The organism is Nocardioides dokdonensis FR1436 (assembly GCF_001653335.1).
GTDB lineage: Bacteria > Actinomycetota > Actinomycetes > Propionibacteriales > Nocardioidaceae > Nocardioides > Nocardioides dokdonensis.
The window spans coordinates 1,776,393-1,795,490 of record NZ_CP015079.1 but is presented as its reverse complement, the minus strand read 5'-3'; the positions used below and the strand labels follow the sequence as shown (position 1 = coordinate 1,795,490).

At 71.7% G+C, this 19,098-nt stretch carries 18 protein-coding genes and 1 tRNA gene; 5 read left to right on the top strand and 14 right to left on the bottom strand.

Translation table 11 applies throughout. The annotated features are described in order from the left end of the window. Nucleotides 1-74 precede the first annotated feature (74 nt). From I601_RS08475 to I601_RS08465, 3 genes are all read left to right on the top strand, one after another. On the top strand, nucleotides 75-2,285 hold the full coding sequence (locus I601_RS08475; RefSeq protein ID WP_084527353.1) for an RNA degradosome polyphosphate kinase: 2,211 nt from the start codon (nucleotides 75-77) through the stop codon (nucleotides 2,283-2,285). 116 nt (nucleotides 2,286-2,401) lie between these two features. Next, the gene (locus I601_RS08470; protein WP_068108196.1) at nucleotides 2,402-3,019 is read left to right on the top strand and encodes a DUF47 domain-containing protein; all 618 of its coding nucleotides are present in this window, start codon (nucleotides 2,402-2,404) and stop codon (nucleotides 3,017-3,019) included. Nucleotide 3,020: 1 nt separating this feature from the next. Next, nucleotides 3,021-4,022 (top strand): inorganic phosphate transporter, encoded by a 1,002-nt coding sequence (locus tag I601_RS08465; RefSeq protein ID WP_068108191.1) that lies wholly within the window; start codon nucleotides 3,021-3,023, stop codon nucleotides 4,020-4,022. A gap of 48 nt (nucleotides 4,023-4,070) precedes the next feature. Here I601_RS08465 and I601_RS08460 read toward each other — a convergent pair whose 3' ends face one another. The 6 genes from I601_RS08460 to I601_RS08435 form a co-directional block, all read right to left on the bottom strand. After that, nucleotides 4,071-4,985, bottom strand: coding sequence for a hypothetical protein (locus I601_RS08460; RefSeq protein ID WP_068108189.1), 915 nt, complete (start codon nucleotides 4,983-4,985; stop codon nucleotides 4,071-4,073). Between the two features lie 105 nt (nucleotides 4,986-5,090). Beyond that, complete coding sequence (pstB, locus tag I601_RS08455; protein ID WP_068108187.1) at nucleotides 5,091-5,870, bottom strand: phosphate ABC transporter ATP-binding protein PstB; 780 nt, start codon at nucleotides 5,868-5,870, stop codon at nucleotides 5,091-5,093. A gap of 56 nt (nucleotides 5,871-5,926) precedes the next feature. Continuing rightward, the gene (gene pstA / locus I601_RS08450; protein ID WP_068108185.1) at nucleotides 5,927-7,012 is read right to left on the bottom strand and encodes a phosphate ABC transporter permease PstA; all 1,086 of its coding nucleotides are present in this window, start codon (nucleotides 7,010-7,012) and stop codon (nucleotides 5,927-5,929) included. A gap of 5 nt (nucleotides 7,013-7,017) precedes the next feature. After that, nucleotides 7,018-7,968, bottom strand: coding sequence for a phosphate ABC transporter permease subunit PstC (gene pstC, locus I601_RS08445; protein ID WP_068114599.1), 951 nt, complete (start codon nucleotides 7,966-7,968; stop codon nucleotides 7,018-7,020). Between the two features lie 126 nt (nucleotides 7,969-8,094). Continuing rightward, entirely contained in the window at nucleotides 8,095-9,192 is a 1,098-nt protein-coding gene (pstS, locus tag I601_RS08440; RefSeq protein ID WP_068108184.1) for a phosphate ABC transporter substrate-binding protein PstS, read from the bottom strand. 171 nt (nucleotides 9,193-9,363) lie between these two features. Further along, nucleotides 9,364-10,260 carry an NUDIX hydrolase gene (locus I601_RS08435; protein ID WP_068108182.1) on the bottom strand — a complete coding sequence of 299 codons (897 nt, stop codon included), beginning with the start codon at nucleotides 10,258-10,260 and terminating at the stop codon, nucleotides 9,364-9,366. 47 nt (nucleotides 10,261-10,307) lie between these two features. Between I601_RS08435 and I601_RS08430 the strand changes: the two genes are divergently transcribed. Then, nucleotides 10,308-11,435 carry a hypothetical protein gene (locus I601_RS08430; RefSeq protein ID WP_068108180.1) on the top strand — a complete coding sequence of 376 codons (1,128 nt, stop codon included), beginning with the start codon at nucleotides 10,308-10,310 and terminating at the stop codon, nucleotides 11,433-11,435. 176 nt (nucleotides 11,436-11,611) lie between these two features. On the opposite strand, the gene I601_RS08425 is transcribed toward I601_RS08430, so the two are convergent. The 8 genes from I601_RS08425 to I601_RS08395 form a co-directional block, all read right to left on the bottom strand. Beyond that, complete coding sequence (locus I601_RS08425) at nucleotides 11,612-13,864, bottom strand: heavy metal translocating P-type ATPase (protein WP_068108178.1); 2,253 nt, start codon at nucleotides 13,862-13,864, stop codon at nucleotides 11,612-11,614. Beyond that, nucleotides 13,861-14,073, bottom strand: coding sequence for a heavy-metal-associated domain-containing protein (locus I601_RS08420; protein ID WP_068108176.1), 213 nt, complete (start codon nucleotides 14,071-14,073; stop codon nucleotides 13,861-13,863). The genes I601_RS08425 and I601_RS08420 overlap by 4 nt, the downstream gene beginning before the upstream one ends. Before the next feature lie 10 nt (nucleotides 14,074-14,083). Then, nucleotides 14,084-14,377, bottom strand: coding sequence for a metal-sensitive transcriptional regulator (locus I601_RS08415; RefSeq protein WP_068108174.1), 294 nt, complete (start codon nucleotides 14,375-14,377; stop codon nucleotides 14,084-14,086). A 77-nt stretch (nucleotides 14,378-14,454) separates the two neighbouring features. Continuing rightward, nucleotides 14,455-14,616 (bottom strand): hypothetical protein, encoded by a 162-nt coding sequence (locus I601_RS21350; protein ID WP_169834675.1) that lies wholly within the window; start codon nucleotides 14,614-14,616, stop codon nucleotides 14,455-14,457. 195 nt (nucleotides 14,617-14,811) lie between these two features. Next, entirely contained in the window at nucleotides 14,812-15,015 is a 204-nt protein-coding gene (locus I601_RS08410; RefSeq protein ID WP_068108172.1) for a cold-shock protein, read from the bottom strand. 283 nt (nucleotides 15,016-15,298) lie between these two features. Further along, nucleotides 15,299-16,984 (bottom strand): alpha/beta hydrolase, encoded by a 1,686-nt coding sequence (locus I601_RS08405; RefSeq protein ID WP_084527352.1) that lies wholly within the window; start codon nucleotides 16,982-16,984, stop codon nucleotides 15,299-15,301. Between the two features lie 48 nt (nucleotides 16,985-17,032). Continuing rightward, entirely contained in the window at nucleotides 17,033-17,818 is a 786-nt protein-coding gene (locus tag I601_RS08400; RefSeq protein ID WP_068108168.1) for a crotonase/enoyl-CoA hydratase family protein, read from the bottom strand. A 95-nt stretch (nucleotides 17,819-17,913) separates the two neighbouring features. Next, on the bottom strand, nucleotides 17,914-18,525 hold the full coding sequence (locus I601_RS08395) for a carboxymuconolactone decarboxylase family protein (RefSeq protein WP_068108166.1): 612 nt from the start codon (nucleotides 18,523-18,525) through the stop codon (nucleotides 17,914-17,916). Between the two features lie 330 nt (nucleotides 18,526-18,855). On the opposite strand from I601_RS08395, the gene I601_RS08390 reads away from it, so the two are divergent. After that, a tRNA-Lys gene (locus I601_RS08390) sits at nucleotides 18,856-18,928 on the top strand. Nucleotides 18,929-19,098 lie beyond the last annotated feature (170 nt).

Sequence of the window (19,098 nt, the reverse complement as noted above, 5' to 3'; positions counted from 1 at the left end):
GGCCTCCAAACTAGCGCCCCGTCCGGTCCCCTGTCCGGCCCTCTGCGTTCACCTGGCGGTGCCACACTGGCCCCATGCCTGCCGTTCCTCCCGACACCGCCGCCGTCGACGCGCCCGACGTGGCCGAGGACCCCACCGCCCTCGAGGAGCTCGAGGGCCTCGTGGGGCCCGGGGACGACGAGGCGCCGTACGTGCCGGACGAGGAGGCGCTGGCCGCGGTGCAGGCCCACGACGACCGGTTCCTGGACCGTGAGCTGTCGTGGCTGCACTTCAACCAGCGGGTGCTCGAGCTGGCCGAGGACCGCGACCTGCCGCTGCTGGAGCGGGTGCGCTTCCTGGCGATCTTCACCAGCAACCTCGACGAGTTCTTCATGGTCCGCGTCGCCGGTCTCAAGCGGCGCATCGCGACCGGCCTGGCGGTCCGGGCCGCCTCCGGGCTGATGCCGCGCGAGGTCTTGGAGCGGATCTGGACGACCGCGCGCGACCTCAGCGAGCGCCAGGCGGCGCTGTTCCGCGACGAGATCGTGCCCGCCCTGGCCGAGGAGGGCGTCGAGCTGGTGCGCTGGGACGACCTGGACCGCGACGAGCAGAAGCAGTGCAAGCGGATGTTCAAGGACCGGATCTTCCCGGTCCTCACCCCGCTCGCCGTCGACCCCGCGCACCCCTTCCCCTACATCTCCGGGCTCTCGCTCAACCTCGCGGTGATGGTGCGCAACCCCAAGACCGGCAAGGAGCACTTCGCGCGGGTCAAGGTGCCGCCGAGCTTCAGCCGGTTCGTGCCGCTGGGCAACCACCGCTTCGTGCCGCTCGAGGACGTCATCCGCGAGCACCTCAAGAAGCTGTTCCCCGGCATGGAGGTGCTCGAGGTGCACAGCTTCCGGGTCACCCGCAACGAGGACCTCGAGGTCGAGGAGGACGACGCCGAGAACCTGCTCGCCGCGCTCGAGAAGGAGCTGCTGCGCCGCCGCTTCGGGCCGCCGGTGCGACTCGAGGTGGAGGAGTCCATCGCGCCCACGGTGCTGGAGCTGCTGATGGAGGAGCTCGGCGTGACGCGCGACGAGGTCTTCCACCTGCCCGGTCCGCTGGACCTGCGCGGGCTGCACGGGCTGGCCGACATCGGGCGCGAGGAGCTGAAGTACCCCGCGTTCGTGCCCACCACCCACAAGCTGCTCGCCGAGGTCGAGTCGGCCGCCCCCGTCGACGTCTTCAAGGCCGCGCGCCGCCACGACGTGCTGCTGCACCACCCCTACGACTCGTTCGCGACCTCGGTGCAGCGCTTCATCGAGCAGGCCGCCGCCGACCCGCACGTGCTCGCCATCAAGCAGACGCTCTACCGGACCTCCGGCGACTCCCCCATCATCGACGCCCTGATCGACGCCGCCGAGGCCGGCAAGCAGGTGCTGGTGATCGTCGAGATCAAGGCCCGCTTCGACGAGCAGGCCAACATCCGCTGGGCCCGCAAGCTCGAGCAGGCCGGCTGCCACGTCGTCTACGGGCTCGTGGGGCTCAAGACCCACTGCAAGCTGTCCATGGTCGTGCGCGACGAGGGCGAGGGCCAGGGCGGCATCCGCCGCTACACCCACATCGGCACCGGCAACTACAACCCCAAGACCTCGCGCACCTACGAGGACCTGGGCCTGATCACCACCGACGAGAAGATCGGCGAGGACGTCGCGCACCTGTTCAACAACCTCTCCGGCTGGTCGCGCAACGCCTCGTACGACGAGCTGCTGGTCGCCCCGGACGCCGTGCGGCCCGGGCTGGTCGAGCAGGTGCACCGCGAGATCGGCCACCACCGTGCCGGCCGCCCCGCCCGGATCCGGATCAAGGCCAACTCGGTGGTCGACGAGGGCGTCATCGACGCGCTCTACCTGGCCAGCCAGGCCGGGGTGCCGGTCGAGATGCTGGTGCGCGGCACCTGCGCGCTGCGCCCGGGGGTGCCCGGGCTCTCCGAGCACATCACCGTGCGCTCGGTGCTGGGCAGGTTCCTCGAGCACAGCCGGGTGTTCTGGTTCGAGAACGGCGGCGACCCGGTCGCCTGGATCGGCTCGGCCGACCTGATGCACCGCAACCTGGACCGGCGCGTCGAGGTGCTGGTGCGCCTGCCCGACCCCGCGTGCATCGAGCTGGTCCGCGAGCTGCTCGACCTGGCCTTCGACCCCGACACCCAGGCGTGGGAGCTCGGCAGCGACGGGTACTGGACGCGCAACGGCGGCGGCGTACACCTGCAGGAGGCGCTGATCGAGCGTCAGCGCAGGCGCCGGCACACCATCGCCGCCGGCTGAGCGCGTTCACCCGGAGGTCGTCTGCGCCACACCTCCCGGTCGCTCATTCGTCACCGGGACGCCAGGGCCCTAGTCTGTTCCGCGGCCCAGCTCGTCGCCTCAGCAGGAGATCACCCGTGGGACTGCGTTTCCGTCCGGTCGAGACCACGTTCTACGACCAGTTCACCCAAGCCGCCCAGCACCTCGTCGTCGGTGCCGGGCTGCTCGCCGAGATGCTCGCGGAGGGCGCCGACGAGGAGGCCATCGCGCAGCGCATGCGTGACGCCGAGCACCAGGCCGACGAGACGACGCACGCCATCGTCAAGCTGGTCAACAGCACCTTCGTCACGCCGTTCGACCGCGAGGACATCTACTCGTTGGCCTCCGGGCTCGACGACGTGATGGACATGATGGACGAGGTCGTCGACATGGTGCTGCTCTACGAGCCCAAGATGCTGCCCGCGGCCCTGCTCGACCAGGTCGAGCTGCTGCAGCGCTGCGCCGAGCTCACCGCCGCGGTGATGCCGCGGCTGCGCTCCATGCAGTCGCTGGGCGAGTACTGGATCGAGATCAACCGCCTCGAGAACGCCGGCGACCGCAACCACCGCCGGATCATCGCCAACCTCTTCTCGGGCGAGTTCAAGGCGATGGAGGTCCTGAAGCTCAAGGACATCGCCGAGGCGCTCGAGGGCTCCATCGACGCGTTCGAGAAGGTCGCGAACATCGTCGAGCAGATCGCGGTCAAGGAGTCCTGAGTTGACTCTCGCGATCGTCATCGCGGTCGTCGTGGTGGCCCTGGTGTTCGACTACACCAACGGTTTCCACGACGCAGCCAACGCCATCGCGACCTCGGTCTCCACCCGGGCGCTCACGCCGCGGGTGGCGCTGGCGATGGCGGCCGTCATGAACTTCATCGGCGCCTTCCTGGGCCAGGAGGTCGCCAACACCGTCGGCTCGGTGATCTCCCCCGCCGCCGGCACGCACGGGCTGGTCATCGTGATGGCCGGCCTGCTCGGCGCGATCGCCTGGAACCTGCTGACCTGGTACTACGGCCTGCCCTCCTCCTCCTCGCACGCGCTGATCGGTGGCCTCGTCGGCGCCGCGATCGCGTCGGGGTCGGCGGTGAAGTGGGACGTCATCGTCGACAAGATCCTGCTGCCGATGGTCGCCTCGCCGCTGTTCGGCTTCGCCGCCGCCTTCGTGCTGATGGTCGCCATCATGTGGATCTTCCGGCGCCGCAACCCGCACCGCACCCAGCGCGGCTTCCGCATCGCCCAGACCCTCTCCGCGGCCGCCATGGCCCTGGGCCACGGTCTGCAGGACGCGCAGAAGACGATGGGCGTGATCTTCCTGGCCCTGGTCACCGGTGGGTACTACGCCGCCGACGACGGCCTGCCCGTCTGGGTGATCCTGGCCGCGGCCGCCGCCATCTCGGCCGGCACCTGGGCCGGCGGCTGGCGGATCATGCGCACCCTGGGCCGCCGCATCATCGCCCTCGACCCTGCGCGCGGCTTCGCCTCCGAGACCGTCGCCGCGGGCGTGCTCTACACGACCGCGTTCGTCTTCGAGGCCCCGATCTCCACCACCCACACCATCACCTCCGCGGTGATGGGCGCCGGCGCCACCAAGCGGTTCTCCGCCGTGCGCTGGGGTGTGGCCCGCTCCATCGTCGCCGCCTGGGTCCTCACCTTCCCCGCCGCCGGCCTGATGGCGGCCTCGCTCTACTGGATCTGCCGCTACGTCTTCCAGCTGCCCTGATCGTCCTGACGTTCCGCACCGCGACACGCCGTGCCGGCGTCACGATCGTCAGGACGACGGGCGGGCCGACCGTCCGCCCAGCCACACCTCGCGCTCCGTGCCCTCCAGGGAGCGGCGCAGGTCGACGGTGTGGGTGCTGCGCCACCAGTGCGGCGGCTCGAGGGTCCAGGCCCGATCGCTGGCGCTCGTACGTCGCGCCCGCGCGTAGGCGTCCTCGAGGCGGGCCCAGAACGCGGTCCGTCGGTGCGCATCGGCGGCGACCATCACCACCGGCTCCACACCGACCCGGCGCAGGTCCGCCTCGCGGCGCAGGTCCTTGGCCCTGCGGGCACCACCGTGGTGGGCCACGCCGTCGTACTCGCCCGACACCCCGGTGTCGGCGTCGATGACGTCCGGGGTGGCGACGTGCCGACCGCTGTGGTCGAAGACCGGGCGGTTGGTCAGCAAGCGCGCCGACCCGAACCGCTCGGTCCACAGCCGCCGCAGCGTCCACTCCATCGGTGACCAGCTGTTCTGGTCAGCCAGGTCGAGCGCGGCACGGGCCTGCACGACTCCCGGGACGCCGGGGTGCGCCGCCAGCCACCCGGCCACCTCGTCGGGCGAGACGAGGTCGTTGCAGTAGGCCATCTCCAGCGCCGAGACCGCGGCGTCGAGGTCGCCCGCGTGCCGCAGCACCGAGACCACCGACCGGAGCGCGGTCGTCACGCGCAGCCCGTCGCGGCACTCGACGTCGGTGGCGGGGAGCCGCTCCTCGTGCAGCTCGAGGCAGGGCTGCGGGCGCAGTCGCCGGGTCGGGGCGACGACCGGGACCGGGAGCGGCGTCCCGTCGACCGTGAGGCCGTCGAACCAGCGGGCTCCGCGCCACGTCAGGGCCCCCCACCCGGTCACCGCCGCGGTCCCCCGCAGCAGCACTCCGACCTCCGCGACCCGCTGCGCCGGGGTCGTGTCGACGTACGCCGGCACGTAGAGGCCCCGCGAGGTGCGGCGCCACTCGGGGCCGGCTCTCCACAGGCGCCGTCCTGACGCTCCGTACGCCCCGTCGGCGTGTCGCGGTGCGGAACGTCAGGATCAGCCGAAGCGACCGGAGATGTAGGCCTCGGTGGACTCGTTGTCGGGGTTGGTGAACATCTTGCGGGTGGGGTTGAACTCGACCAGCTGGCCGGGCTCGCCGGTGGCGCGCAGGTTGAAGAAGCCGGTGTCGTCGGAGACGCGGGCGGCCTGCTGCATGTTGTGGGTGACGATCACGATCGTGTAGTCGGACTTCAGCTCGTGGATGAGGTCCTCGATCGCGGAGGTCGAGATGGGGTCGAGGGCCGAGCACGGCTCGTCCATCAGCAGCACCTGCGGCTCGACCGCGATGGCGCGGGCGATGCACAGCCGCTGCTGCTGACCGCCGGAGAGGCCCATGCCGGGCTTGCCGAGGCGGTCCTTCACCTCGGTCCAGAGGTTGGCGCCGCGCAGCGACTTCTCGACCAGGTCGTCGGCCTCGGACTTCTTCATCCGCTTGGCATTGAGCTTCTTGCCCGAGAGCACGTTGTCGTAGATCGACATCGTGGGGAACGGGTTGGGGCGCTGGAAGACCATCCCGATCTGGCGGCGCACGGCCACCGGGTCGACCGAGGCGTCGTACAGCGACTGCCCGTCGACCATGACCTTGCCCTCGACGCGGGCGCCGGGGATGACCTCGTGCATGCGGTTCAGCGACCGCAGGAACGTGGACTTGCCGCAGCCCGAGGGGCCGATGAAGGCCGTCACCGAGCGCGCCTTGATGGTCATGCTGACACCCTCCACGGCGAGGAAGTCGCCGTAGTAGATGTTCAGGTCGGAGACGTCGATGCTCTTGGCCATGAGAAACAGTGTCCTTGAGGTGTGGGTCGGTCGAGTGGCTGGCGCGGCGGGCCGGGTCAGCGGCCGGTCTTGGGGGCGAAGAGGCCGCCGATGAGACGGGCGGCCACGTTGAGCAGCATCACCAGGGTCACCAGCGTCAGGGCGGCGCCCCAGGCGTAGGCGGTCATCTCCTCGTCGTAGATGCCCGGCTCCGTGACCGCGTAGAAGATGTAGACCGGCAGGGTCGCCATCCGCTCCGAGAACGGGTTGAAGTTGGTGCCGGTCGTCAGGCCGGCGATCACCAGCAGCGGCGCGGTCTCGCCGGCGACCCGGGCCACGGCCAGGGTGACGCCGGTGACGATGCCCGCCACGGCGGTCGGCAGGACCACCTTGACGATGGTGCGCCACTTCGGCACCCCGAGCGCGTACGCCGCCTCGCGCAGCTCGTCGGGCACCAGCTTGAGCATCTCCTCGGCGGCACGGACCACGATCGGGACCATCAGCACCGAGAGGGCGACCGAGCCGCCGAAGCCCATCCGGACGCCGGGGCCGAAGAAGATCACGAACAGGGCGTAGGCGAAGAGGCCGGCCACGATCGAGGGGATGCCGGTCATCACGTCGACCAGGAAGGTGATCACCCGGGCGAGCTTGGAGCCCTTGCCGTACTCGACGAGGTAGATCGCGGTCAGCACCCCGATCGGCACCGAGATCACGGTCGCGAGCGCGGTGATGATCAGGGTGCCGACGATGGCGTGGTAGATGCCGCCGCCCTCACCGAGGATGCCGCGCATCGAGTTCTGGAAGAACTGGCTGGACAGGATCGGCAGGCCCTTGGTGACCACGGTCCACACCAGCGAGACCAGCGGGATCATCGCGAGCGCGAAGGCCGACCAGACGAGCACGCCGGCGACCCGGTCGGCGGCCTTGCGGGACCCCTCGACGGCTCGCGACCAGGCGGGCAGCCCGACCGCGAGGAGCAGCCAGGCCACGCTGAGCGCCGCGACCGGCCCGAAGCCGGCCAGCAGCGCGAGGAGCGCGCCGATGCCGAGGGCGATGACGGCGGCCAGGGCGGGCGCGTAGCGGGGCAGCTGGGCGCCCTGCAGGGGCATCGAGGTGTGCGGGACGTGCGAGACGTCCTCGAGCGGGGTGGTGGTGTCGTTCATGGTGATCAGCCCTTCGCCACGCCGCGGGTCGCGACGGCCCGGCCGAGGAAGTTGACGGCGAACGTGATGATGAACAGGACCAGCCCGGTGAAGATCAAGGTCTCGATCTTGGCTCCCGAGGCGTTGCCGAAGTTGAGCGCGATGTTGGCCGCGATCGTCGAGGAGCTCGACTCGGCGGTGATGAGGTTGAAGGAGACCAGCAGGCTGGGCGCCAGCACCAGCGCCACCGCCATCGTCTCGCCGAGCGCGCGGCCCAGGCCGAGGAGGACCGCGGAGATCATGCCGGAGCGGGCGTAGGGGAAGACCGTCATCCGGATCATCTCCCAGCGGGTGGCGCCCAGGGCGAGCGCCGCCTCCTGGTGCATCTTCGGGGTCTGGGCGAAGACCTCGCGGCAGATCGCGGTGATGATCGGCAGCGCCATCACCGCGAGCACGATCCCGGCGGTCAGCATGGTGCGCCCGGAGTTGGGCACCGGCCCCTCGAAGAACGGCAGCCAGCTGAACCAGCGCATCAGCCAGTCGTAGGCCGGCACCAGGTTGAGCGCGACGAAGTTGATGCCCCACAGGCCGTAGACGATCGAGGGGATGGCGGCGAGCAGGTCGATGAGCCAGCCCAGCGTCTTCGCGATCGGTCGCGGCGCGTAGTGGGAGATGATCAGCGCCACCCCGATCGCCAGCGGCGCGGCGATGACCATCGCGATCACCGAGGCCAGCAGGGTGCCGAAGAGCAGCGGCCAGACGTAGGCCCAGATGCTGTCCTTGCCGTAGACGGCGTCGCCGGTGCTGCCCAGGGCCCCGGAGCCCTGGACGACCAGGAAGATCGCCACCCCGGCCAGGGCCATCATGATCAGCAGCCCGGAACCGCGGGCCAGGCCGGCGAACACGGCGTCGCCGACACGACCGGTCGACTGGTCGAGCGGCGTCGCCGCCGCGTCGGCGCGGGGCTCTGTGGTCATCGCCACGGGTGGGTCTCCTGGTCTGGTGCGGGGATCGTGCCGGGCGTGGGCACGGGGCCCGGGACCATGGTGGACGGTCCCGGGCCCCGCGTCACCACGTCGTGGTGCAAGCCTCGGTCACGAAGCTCAGCCGATGCTCTCGATGATCGCGAGCGCCTGCTCCTGGATCGTGTCCGACAGCGGCGCCGAGCCGGCCTCCGCCGCAGCCTGGTCCTGGCCCTCGTCGGAGACGACGTACTCCATGAAGGCCTTGACGAGCTCGCCGTCGGCGGCGTCGTCGTAGGTCTGGCAGGCCATCAGGTAGGACGTCAGCACGATCGGGTAGGTGCCGGCCTCCTCGGTGGCGAAGTCGAGGTCGTAGATCACCGCGGTGTCGCTGGCGTTCTCGGCCTCGGGCGAGGCCTCGAGGATCTTGGCAGCGGCCTCGGCGGACGGCTCGACGAAGTCGTCGCCGACCCCGATCAGGGCCTTGCCCAGGTCGGCGGTCTGGCTGGCGTCGGCGTACCCGACCGAGAACTCGGAGTTCGCCACCGTCTGCACGACACCGGAGGTGCCCTTGGCGCCCTCGCCGCCGTACTCGGTGGGCCAGGTCTCCACGACGCCGGCGTCCCACTCGTCGGGGGCGACGGTGGTGAGGTAGTCGGTGAAGTTCTCGGTGGTGCCCGACTCGTCCGAGCGGTGCACGGCGTTGATGCGCTCGGCCGGCAGGTCGACGCCCTCGTTGTCCGCGGCGATCGCCTGGTCGTCCCACTCGGTGATCGTGCCGGCCATGATCCCGGCCAGCGCCTGCGGCGAGAGGTGCAGCTCGTCGACGCCCGGCAGGTTGTAGGCCACCGCGATCGGGCTGATGTAGCTCGGCACCTGGATCGGTACGTCGCCGCTGCAGCGCTCGGTCGCCGCGGACAGCTCGCCCTCGTTGTCGCTGAGGTAGGCGTCGGAGCCGGCGTACGGGAAGGCGCCGCTGATGAAGTTCTCGCGGCCACCGCCCGAGCCGATGGGGTCGTACTCGATGGTCACGTCGGGGTGGGTGCCCTGGAAGCCGACCGCCCAGGCGCCCATGGCGGCCTGCTGGGTCGAGGCACCGCCGCCGGCGAGGGTGCCGGACAGCTCGCCGCCTGCGTCGGCGGCTCCGCTCTGCTCGTTGGCGGCCCCACAGGCCGACAGGGCGAGGGCCAGGGCGGCGATACCGGGCACGATTGCCCGGCGGATAGAAGTGCTCGTCACTTCATCTTCTCCTGAAGTCTCATGTTCTAAGGACAGGAGGGACGCTAAGCAGTCCAGGTGACCGGACCAGCGGGCGATGGTGAACAGGCGGTGAACCCGCAACACCGGTTCGGCGACGAGTTGTGGTCCACGTCACGCCTCCTCGTCGTGGGCCCAGGCGGTCGGGACAGGTCAGTGGGGCAGGTGCTGCTCGGTCGCCAGCACGCGCCCCCGGCGCAGGTGCACCACGACCATCTCGCCCGGCGCCAGCCCGGGGTCGTCGACGCCGAGCGCCTCGAAGACCATCGGCAGCACCGGCCGGTGCGTGCACAGCACGATCCCGCGACGACCGGCGTGCAGGTCGTCGACCAGGCCCGTGACCGCGGCAGCCACCGCGGCCGGGCCGCCCCGCCCGGTGGCGGCCTCCTCGGTGAGCTCCTCGAGGGGCTCGAGGTCGACCCCGGCCGTGGCGGCGTACGGCGCCAGGGTCTCGCGGCACCGGGTGGCCGGGGAGGTCACCAGCCGGCGCACGTCGTAGGCCGCCAGCAGCGGGCCCAGGGCCTCGGCCTGGAGGAGCCCGGGCCTCTCCAGCGGGCGCAGCCGGTCGTCGTCGGTCCACTCCGAGCGGGCGCAGGCGCGGCTGTGGCGCTGGACGACGAGGGCCTGGGTGCGCCTGCGGCTGGCTCGTGCGGTCTGCAGCAGCGCCTGGTCGCGCTCGTAGCTGAGCAGCGCGGCGGCCTCGTCGACCGGCACCCACCGCACGTCGGAGATCTCGGCGTTGGGCTCGAAGCCGCTCACGTCGTCGGCACCGACCACGCGACCGGTCCAGTAGTGGACGGTCTTCATCGCCCTGGCGTTCGGGTAGCGGTGGGACGGCAGCGGGCGACCCAGGCTCACCCTCAGGCCGGTCTCCTCCTCGACCTCGCGCACGGCGGTGGCGACCGGGTGCTCGCCCGGGTCGACCTTGCCCTTGGGGAAGGACCAGTCGTCGTAGCGTTCGCGGTGCACCAGCAGCACCTCACGGCCGGGCCGGAAGACCACGGCCCCCGCAGCATGGACGTCACGGGTCAGGCTCGGGGCGGCTGCCATGCCCGTAGTCTCACACCACCGACGACCCGACGAGGAGCACCACCCCTGTGGCCGAGCCGAGCAGCAGCCCCCAGCGGCGGGTCCGTCCCCTGGTCGTCGCCGTCGTCGTGGTGGCCCTGACGCTGCTGGTGATCGCGGTGCTGGCCGGCGCCGCCCGCTGGTGGCGCGGGCCCGACACCGACCTGGAGCGGGCCGTCGCGCTGGCCCCCGCCGACACCCAGCGCTGGACCTGGACCGATTGGGCCGGCGTGCGCGAGCGGCTCGGGGTGGAGGGCTCCGGCCCCGACGCCGTGCGCCGCCTCGTCGACGCGGGCTTCGACGCCGACCTGACGTCGACCTCGGGGCTGGTGGAGTCGGCGCCCCTGCTGGAGCAGGCGCTCGGCTGGTCGCCGCTCGACATCGAGTGGGAGCTGCTGGCCCAGTCGGACCTCGGGGCCCTCGAGCTCGTCGGGCTCGGCGAGGACGCGGACACCGACGCCCTCGGTGATCGCCTCGAGGCCGTCGGCTACACCCGCCCTGACTCCCCCGACGGTGTCTGGGAGGGCGGCGAGGAGGTCCTCGCGCGGCTCAACGCCGGCAGCGGGCTGACCGGCACCCCGACGCTGCAGTTCATCGCCTTCGACGAGGAGCGCTCGCTGGTGCTCACCAGCGACACCCAGCGCTACCTCGAGCAGGCTCTGGAGGAGGCCGCCGAGGAGCACGAGCCCACGGCCGCCGGCGTCACCGACGTGCTCGACACCCTGCCGACCCAGCCGCTGAGCGCGGTGCTGATGACCGGCGAGCAGGCGTGCGGCGCCCTGTCGATGGGGCAGGCCGGCGCCTCGGACCAGGCCGCCGCCGACGAGCTCCTGGCCCAGGCCGGGTCGGTCAACCCGGTGACCGGGTTCGTGCTCGCCCTGCTCCCGGCCGCGGACGACGCCGGCCGTGACGCCCCGCTGGACCTGCGGGTCGGCCTGGGCTTCGAGTCCGAGGAGCAGGCCCGCACCAACGCCGACACCCGCGCGACGCTGGCCGCCGGCCCGGCGCCGGGACAGGGCGGCGACTTCTCCGACCGGTTCACCGTCGACGAGGTCAGCGCCGACCAGCGCACCGTCACCCTCGACCTGGCCCCGGTCGACGGCGCCTACGTGGTCAGCGACCTGTCCTCGGGGCCGGTGCTGCTCGCGACCTGCTGACCCCCGCTCGCCCGCGCGGGCCAGAGCGGAGCGGTGAGCCAGCAACCATCCGCAGACCGGTTCCCGTTGCCAGCTCACCGCCCGGCGGAGCGGCAGCGCGGCGGCGGTGAGCCAGCAACCATCCGGAGGCGGGATCCGGTTGCCAGCTCACCGCTCGGTACACCGGCGGCGCGGCCTCAGGCGATCGAGGAGCGGAAGCGGCGCAGCCGCAGGCTGTTGGAGACCACGAACACCGACGACAGCGCCATCGCCAGGCCGGCGATCATCGGGCTGAGCAGCCCGAGCGCGGCCAGGGGCAGCGCGGCGACGTTGTAGGCGAACGCCCAGAACAGGTTGCCGCGGATGGTGCTCAACGTGCGCCGCGACAGCGCGACCGCGTCGCCGGCGACCCGCAGGTCACCGCTGACCAGGGTCAGGTCGGCGGCCTCGATGGCGACGTCGGTGCCGGTGCCCATCGCGATGCCGAGGTCGGCCTGGGCCAGCGCGGGGGCGTCGTTGACCCCGTCACCGACCATCGCCACGACCCGGCCCGACTCCTGGAGGCGGCGGACCTCGTCGACCTTGCCCGCGGGCAGCACGTCGGCGACGACGGTGGTGATGCCGACCTCGGCCGCCACCGCCCGCGCTGCGCGCTCGTGGTCGCCGGTCAGCAGCACCGGCTCGAGGCCGAGCTCGCGCAGCCGGGCCACGGCCGCCGCGGAGGTGGGCTTGACGGTGTCGGAGACGACGAGCACGCCGCGGGCGGCGCCGTCCCAGCCGACGAGCACCGGGGTGCGGCCCTGGGCCTGCGCCGCGTCGAGCGCCTCGGCGAGCTCGGTCGGCACGACCAGCCCCTCGGCCTCGAGCAGTGCCGGGCGGCCCACGAGCGTACGACGCCCGGCGACGTCGCCGACCACGCCGAGGCCCTCGCGGTTGGCGAAGCCGCTCACCTCGGGGTGCTCGGCGCGCGGGGCGGCCTCGGCCACGGCCCGGGCGATGGGGTGCTCCGAGCCGTGCTCCAGCGCGGCGGCGACGCGGCGCACCTCGTCGTCGGTGGCGCCGTGCGCGACGACGTCGACCAGGCTCATCCGCCCGGTGGTGACGGTGCCGGTCTTGTCGAGCACGATCGTGTCGACGCGGCGGGTGGACTCGAGGATCTCGGGCCCACGGATCAGGATGCCCAGCTGCGCGCCGCGGCCGGTGCCGACCATGAGGGCGGTCGGCGTGGCCAGGCCCAGCGCGCAGGGACAGGCGATGATCAGCACCGCGACGGCGGCCGCGAAGGCGGTCGTGGTGGTGGCGCCGCTGAGCAGCCACCCGGCCAGGGTCAGCAGCGAGAGCACGATGACCACCGGCACGAAGATCCCGGAGACCCGGTCGGCCAGGCGCTGGACCTGCGCCTTGCCCTGCTGGGCCTGCTCGACCAGCCGGGCCATCTGGGCCAGCTGGGTGTCGGCGCCGACCCGGGTGGCGCGCACGACCAGGCGCCCGCTGGTGTTGACGGTGGCTCCGGTGACGGTGTCGCCCGGCCCGACGTCGACCGGCACCGGCTCGCCGGTCAGCATCGACACGTCGACCGCGGAGGCGCCCTCGACGACCTCGCCGTCGGTGGCGACCTTCTCGCCGGGTCGCACCACGAAGACGTCGTCGACGCGCAGCTGCTCGGCGGGCACCGGCGTCTCGACGCCGTCGCGCAGCACCGCGACCTCCTTGGCGCCCATGGTCAGCAGCGCCTCGAGCGCGGCGCCGGCGCGCCGCTTGGAGCGCTTCTCGAACCAGCGTCCCGCGAGCAGGAAGGTCGTCACGCCGGCGGCCACCTCGAGGTAGACGTCACTGAGCCCGTCGCCGCGCTGGAGGGCCAGCGAGAACTCGTGCGTCATGCCCGGCATGCCCGCCTCGCCGAACACGAGCGCCACGACCGACCACAGGTAGGCCGCGCTCACCCCGACCGAGACCAGGGTGTCCATGGTCGTGGTGCCGTGGCGCAGGTTGATGGCCGCGGCGCGGTGGAAGGGCCAGGCACCCCACACCACCACGGGGGTGGCCAGCACCAGCGAGACCCACGCCCAGCGGTCGAACTGCCAGGGCGGCACCATCGCCAGCGCGATCACCGGCACCGCCAGCATCGCGGAGACGACCAGTCGGCGCCGCAGCGCGTCGAGCTCGGCGTGGGCGGCGGCCTCGTCGTGGTCGGCGGCGGGGTCCGGCACGGTGGCGGCGTACCCGGCCTTGGCGACGGTGTCGAGCAGCAGGTCGGTGCTGATGGCGCTCGTGAAGACGACGTGCGCCTTCTCGGTGGCGTAGTTGACCGTGGCGTCGACCCCGTCGAGCTTGTTGAGCTTGCGCTCGATCCGGTTCGCGCACGAGGCGCAGGTCATGCCGGTGATGGCGAGCTCGACGTCGCCCTGCCGGTCCGTCGGGTGCTGGGTGGGAGCGGGGGTCGTGGTCATGACTGGAGCGTGTAGCCGGCTTCGCTGACGGCCTGCTCGACGGTGGCCCGCTCGAGCGGCCCGGTGCTGGTCACGACGACCGCGCCGGTCTCCAGGGTGACGTCGACGGACTCGACGCCCGCGACCTCGCTCAGCTCCTCGGTGACGGAGGCGACGCAGTGGCCGCAGGTCATGCCGGTGACGGTCCAGGTGCTGGTGTGGGTGCTCATGGGTGCTCCTTCAGGACTTCACGAGTCGGGTGATGGCGGCGACGGCCTCGTCGATCTTGGCGCGCCCCTCGTCCTCACCCTGGCGGGCGGCGTCGGCGACGCAGTGGTGCATGTGCTCGTCGAGGAGACCGAGCGAGACCGACTGGAGGGCCTTGGTCATGGCCGAGACCTGGGTGAGGATGTCGATGCAGTACTGCTCCTCCTCGACCATCCGCTGCAGCCCGCGGGCCTGGCCCTCGATGCGGCGCAGCCGTGCGAGGTAGTCGTCCTTGCGGTGCAGGTACCCGTGCTGGTGATCGGCCATGTTCCATAGGGTACCCCCCTACCGTATATGCGCAAGGGCATGCCGGTACGCCCGCACCCGACCGGGGCGGGCGTGCCTCAGATGGCGTCGCGGGGCTCCGGGACGCCGAGGATCTCGTCGATCTCGATCTCGCTCAGGTGCTCCTCGGACTCCGAGGCGGCGATGATGAGATTGGTCGTGAGCTCGACCTCTCCGAGCAGGTCGGAGTCCTCGAGCGACACGTCGAACTGATCGTGCACTCTTCCCCCGCTCAGCTCATTGATGTCCACCGGCACAAGAGTGCCCGACGTCGCGGCGGATCAAACCCGACTGGGCAGATTCTCCATCAAAACTCAGGAAGCGGTCCAGCACTCCCCCACGCAGAACGAGGCCCCACCCGTTGCCGGGTGGGGCCTCGCTGTGGTGCTACCGACGCAAGGTCGGTGACGTCCTGATCAGACGGCGCGAACGTTCTCAGCCTGCGGGCCCTTGGGGCCCTGCGTGACGTCGAACTCGACCTTCTGGTTCTCGTCCAGGGACTTGTAGCCCTGGGTCTGGATCGCCGAGTAGTGCACGAAGACGTCGTCGCCGCCGTCCTCCTGCGCAATGAAGCCGAAACCCTTCTCGGCGTTGAACCACTTAACGGTGCCCTGTGCCATGTGCTTGGTACTCCTTAGTCAAAGCGAGGACCGTCTGATCGACAGCCCGACAACATGATGCGGTGAAACGTCGCTCCGACTTGCTTTGACCTTGGCAGGACCCGTGCAAGCTGAAACGCCGATGGATCACAAACTCCGCTGGCGTCTACCTGCTGGAACTTGCATCTTGTTGCTGAGCGCCACACTACCCCGGATACCCCCGCAAGCAAGCAATCGCGGAGGTCGGGTTGTGGAAAGTCCCCCACAGCGCGACGTCGGGCTGCTCATAGCGGGAGCCTGGACGTCAGAACGGCGACCGCGAACGCCCGCACGCGACGTCCTCGGCCGGCGCCTGGGCGGTCCGCAGGAAGTCGCGCACCGCGGCCGTGGCGCACTTGTTGGTGCCGGTGGCGACGTGACCGGTGTCCTGGGTGACCACCAGGCGCGAGCCCGGCATCAGCCGCTGCAGCGCCAGGGCCCCGGACAGCGGGGTGGCCGGGTCGTAGCGGTTGCTGACCAGCAGCAGGCGCTGCGCGTCGGGCATCTCGAACGGACCCCGGTAGGCGTCCGCGGCCGAGCCCGGCCACCCCGCGCAGGCCGAGGAGGCCCAGCTCCACAGCGGACCGAAGTCGGCGCCGCCCGCGGCGCGGGTGCGCTCGGCGTTCTCGACCCAGGCCTGCGGGTCCGTGGGGTTGAGCCCGTCGGTGCACAGCACCCCGTGGAAGCTGCCGTCGACGTAGAGCCGCTTCGCCGGACGGCGGGCGGCACCGCTGGCGGCGTACGGGCCGGGGAACGGGGAGTCGGCCAGGTCCTGGCGGGCCTCCCGCACGAGCCGGCGCAGCGAACCGTCGCCCTGGGCGGGCTCGCCGGTCGCCGGGCGCCCGGCGGTGCGCGCCAGCTGCTTCTCCGCGCGGAAGGTGATCCTGGCGATGAGGTCGAGGTCGCCGCCGTACAGCAGCCCCAGGGTCGTGCCCACGAAGTCGGAGTAGGAGAACCCGATCGCGCGAGCTGCCTGCTTGTCGGAGCGCAGCCGCGCCGCGACGGCGTCCCACCGGGCGAGCGCGTCGCCGGCCAGCCTGCAGTCCTGTCGACCGGCCGCGTCGCACTCGGCCAGCCCGGCGGCCAGGCCCTCGCGGGCGCCGACCTCGCTGCCCAGCCGGCCGCTGCTCGGCAGGCTGGAGCCGGGGGTGCCGTCGGCGAGGTCGCGCCCGGTGGTCCACGCGACCGGGTCGAGCACGCCGTCGACCACGGCGGCGCGGACGGTGTCGGGGAACATCGACGCCCAGGTCGCGCCCAGCACCGAGCCGTACGACGCGCCGTAGAAGCTCGCCTGCTCGTCGCCCAGGATCCGGCGCACCAGGTCCATGTCGCGAGCGGTGTCGGCGGTGCTCATGTGGTCGACGATCCGCTTCCCGGCGCACAGGCGATGCTCGGCCGCGTCGAAGGCCCGCCACACCCGGATCTGGTGGCGGGTGTCCGGGAAGGCGAACGCCGGGTACGAGGCGGTGCTGCGCCCGCGGCAGTACAGCCCCTGGCTGCCGCCGACCCCGCGCGGGTCGATCCCGATGACGTCGAAGCGGTTGCGGATCTTGCGGTCGAACATCTGCGAGGCGGCGTACGGCGCGAAGTCGGCCGCGGCCCCGCCGGGTCCGCCGGGGTTGACGAAGATCGCGCCGACGCGGCGGGCCTGCTTGCGCGCCCGGACCCGCAGCAGGTTCAGCCCGACGGTGGCACCGTCCGGCTTGTCGTAGTCCAGCGGCGCGTCGACCCGACCGCAGTCGATCCGACGGCCGCAGTCCCGCCAGCGGATCCGCGGCAGGTCCGCTCGAGGCGCCGAGGCCGCGGCGCCGACCCCTGGCGGTGCCAGCAGTGGGGCCAGCGGTGGGGCCACGGAGACGGCCGGCGCGACGGCCAGCGAGGCGAGCAGGGGCACCGAGACCGCAAGAGCGGCCACGAAGGCGACCGCACGGCGGGGAGATGAGGACGTCACCCGCTCATCATGAGCGCTGGAGGCCTCCGTGTCGCGCGACCCGCAGCCTCAGCGCCGGGTGCGCTCCACGAATGCCTGCACCGCGTCGGTGTGGGCCTGGGTGTGGTGCGCGATCGCCTGCATCGCCGCGCTCAGCTCGAGGACGCCCTCGAGGTCGCGCTGCTGGGACTCCTGGAGCAGCTTCTTGGCCATCCGGGTGGCGTGCGTGGGGTTCTTGGCGACCCGCTGCGCGAGCTCGCGCGCGGCGTCCATCAGGTCCTCGGGCGTGGTGACCCGCGAGACCATGCCCCACTCCAGCGCGGTCGCGGCGTCGACCCGGTCACCGGTGAGCGCCATCTCCGCGGCCCGGGCCGGCCCGATCGCGCGGGTCAGGAACCAGGCGCCGCCGTCGCCGGGGATGATCCCCAGCTGCACGAAGGACTCGGCGAAGAACGCCTTCTCCGAGGCGATGCGCAGGTCGCACATCATCGCCAGGTCGCAGCCGGCCCCGACCGCGGGACCGTTGACGGCCGCGATCATCGGCACCTCGCAGCGCCGCAGCGCCAGCGGGATCTGCTGGATGCCGTGGCGGTAGCCGTTGCGCTGCTCGTACGGCGCACCCGAGAACATCCCGCGCCGCTCGGCCATCTCGTGCACGTTGCCACCGGCGGAGAAGGCAGAGCCGGCACCGGTGAGGATGATGCAGCGCACGTCGTCGTCGCGGTCCACGCGCGCGGTGTGGGTCATGAAGGCCTCGACCACGTCCGGACCGGAGATCGCGTTGCGGGTCTCCGGGAGGTTGATGGTCCAGGTCTCGACGTGGCCGTCGCGCTCGACGAGCAGGGGGTCGCTCATGTCTGTGGCTCCTCCGGGTGTGGGGCGACACGGCGACGACCGCCGGCCAGGGGTCCGATCAGACCACACGCGCGCTCGGGAGGGTCCGGGCGCCGTCAGGGCGTCAGGTCGTCCTCGGCCGGTGCGTGGGCGCCAGCCTCCCAGCCGGCGCCGCTGAGCTTCTCGCGCGCCCACAGCAGCGGCGAGCGCTCGAGCTCGGTGGACATGGTGTCGTTCCACCGGTTGAGGAAGCCGAAGTTCGCCATCACGGCGACCAGCTCCACGACCTCGTCGTCGCTGAAGTGCTGCCGCAGCGCGGCCATGTCCTCGTCCGTGACCGCGTTCGGGACGCAGCCGGCACCGTGCGCCACCCGCAGCGCCGCCCGCTCGGCCGCGCTGAAGTGCTCACTGGTCTCGAACTCCCACAGGTGCGCGAGCTTCTCCTCGTCGGCCCCGCGCTTCTCGGCCACGTGCGAGGTGTGGGCCTGGCAGTAGCTGCACCCCGCAGCCGAGGACACCATGCTGGCGACCATCTGCTTGAGCACGGGACTGACCCGCCCGCTGCCCATGATCACGGCGTTCAGGCTCGCGAAGGCCTCCATGAGCTCCGGCCACCGAGCCATCGTCAGGGTGCTGTTGGGCAGCACGCCGAGCGCCTGCTCGACGGCGGCGAAGGTGCGGGCGTGCTGGGGAAGGTCCTCGCGACGCAGCGGCTCGATCCTGGGCATGGTGGCCTCCTTGGCTCGCCACGAGCGTAGGGACCGTGATGCGCGGGCGCGTCGGTCGAGAGTGCCAGTTCGACCGGAGCCCGCTTGGCACTCTTCGAGCGCAAGGAGTGGTTGACCGGTCTCGTCCGACTCGACGACCACTGATCCGCAGGTGCGAGAAGTGTGGAGGCTGAGTCGAAGCAGCCGCAGCCTGCACCCCCAACGGGCCTCGATGGCGCAGGCCGTGGACCTCACGAGGGCCCTCCTGAGACCACCGCGCTGGGGCCAGTAGGCTCCCGGTCGGAGGTTCGATCCCGTCGAGGGTTCTGTCGATCAGAGGGTGGAACCCCCGGGCCTCTAGCTCAATTGGCAGAGCAGGAGACTTTTAATCTCTTGGTTGTGGGTTCGAGTCCCACGGGGCCCACCGATCGCTCGATGCCGGTGACCATCCGGCCCACGTCCTTGCCCATGTCGGCAGCGAGAGCACCGCGCGTGCACCACTGGAGGATTAGGACGCTCCCCGCGGGGAAAGGTCCTGTGCAGGCACCGACTGCTGGGCCGCGACGCGGCTGACCAGCACGATGGGGCCCCGTT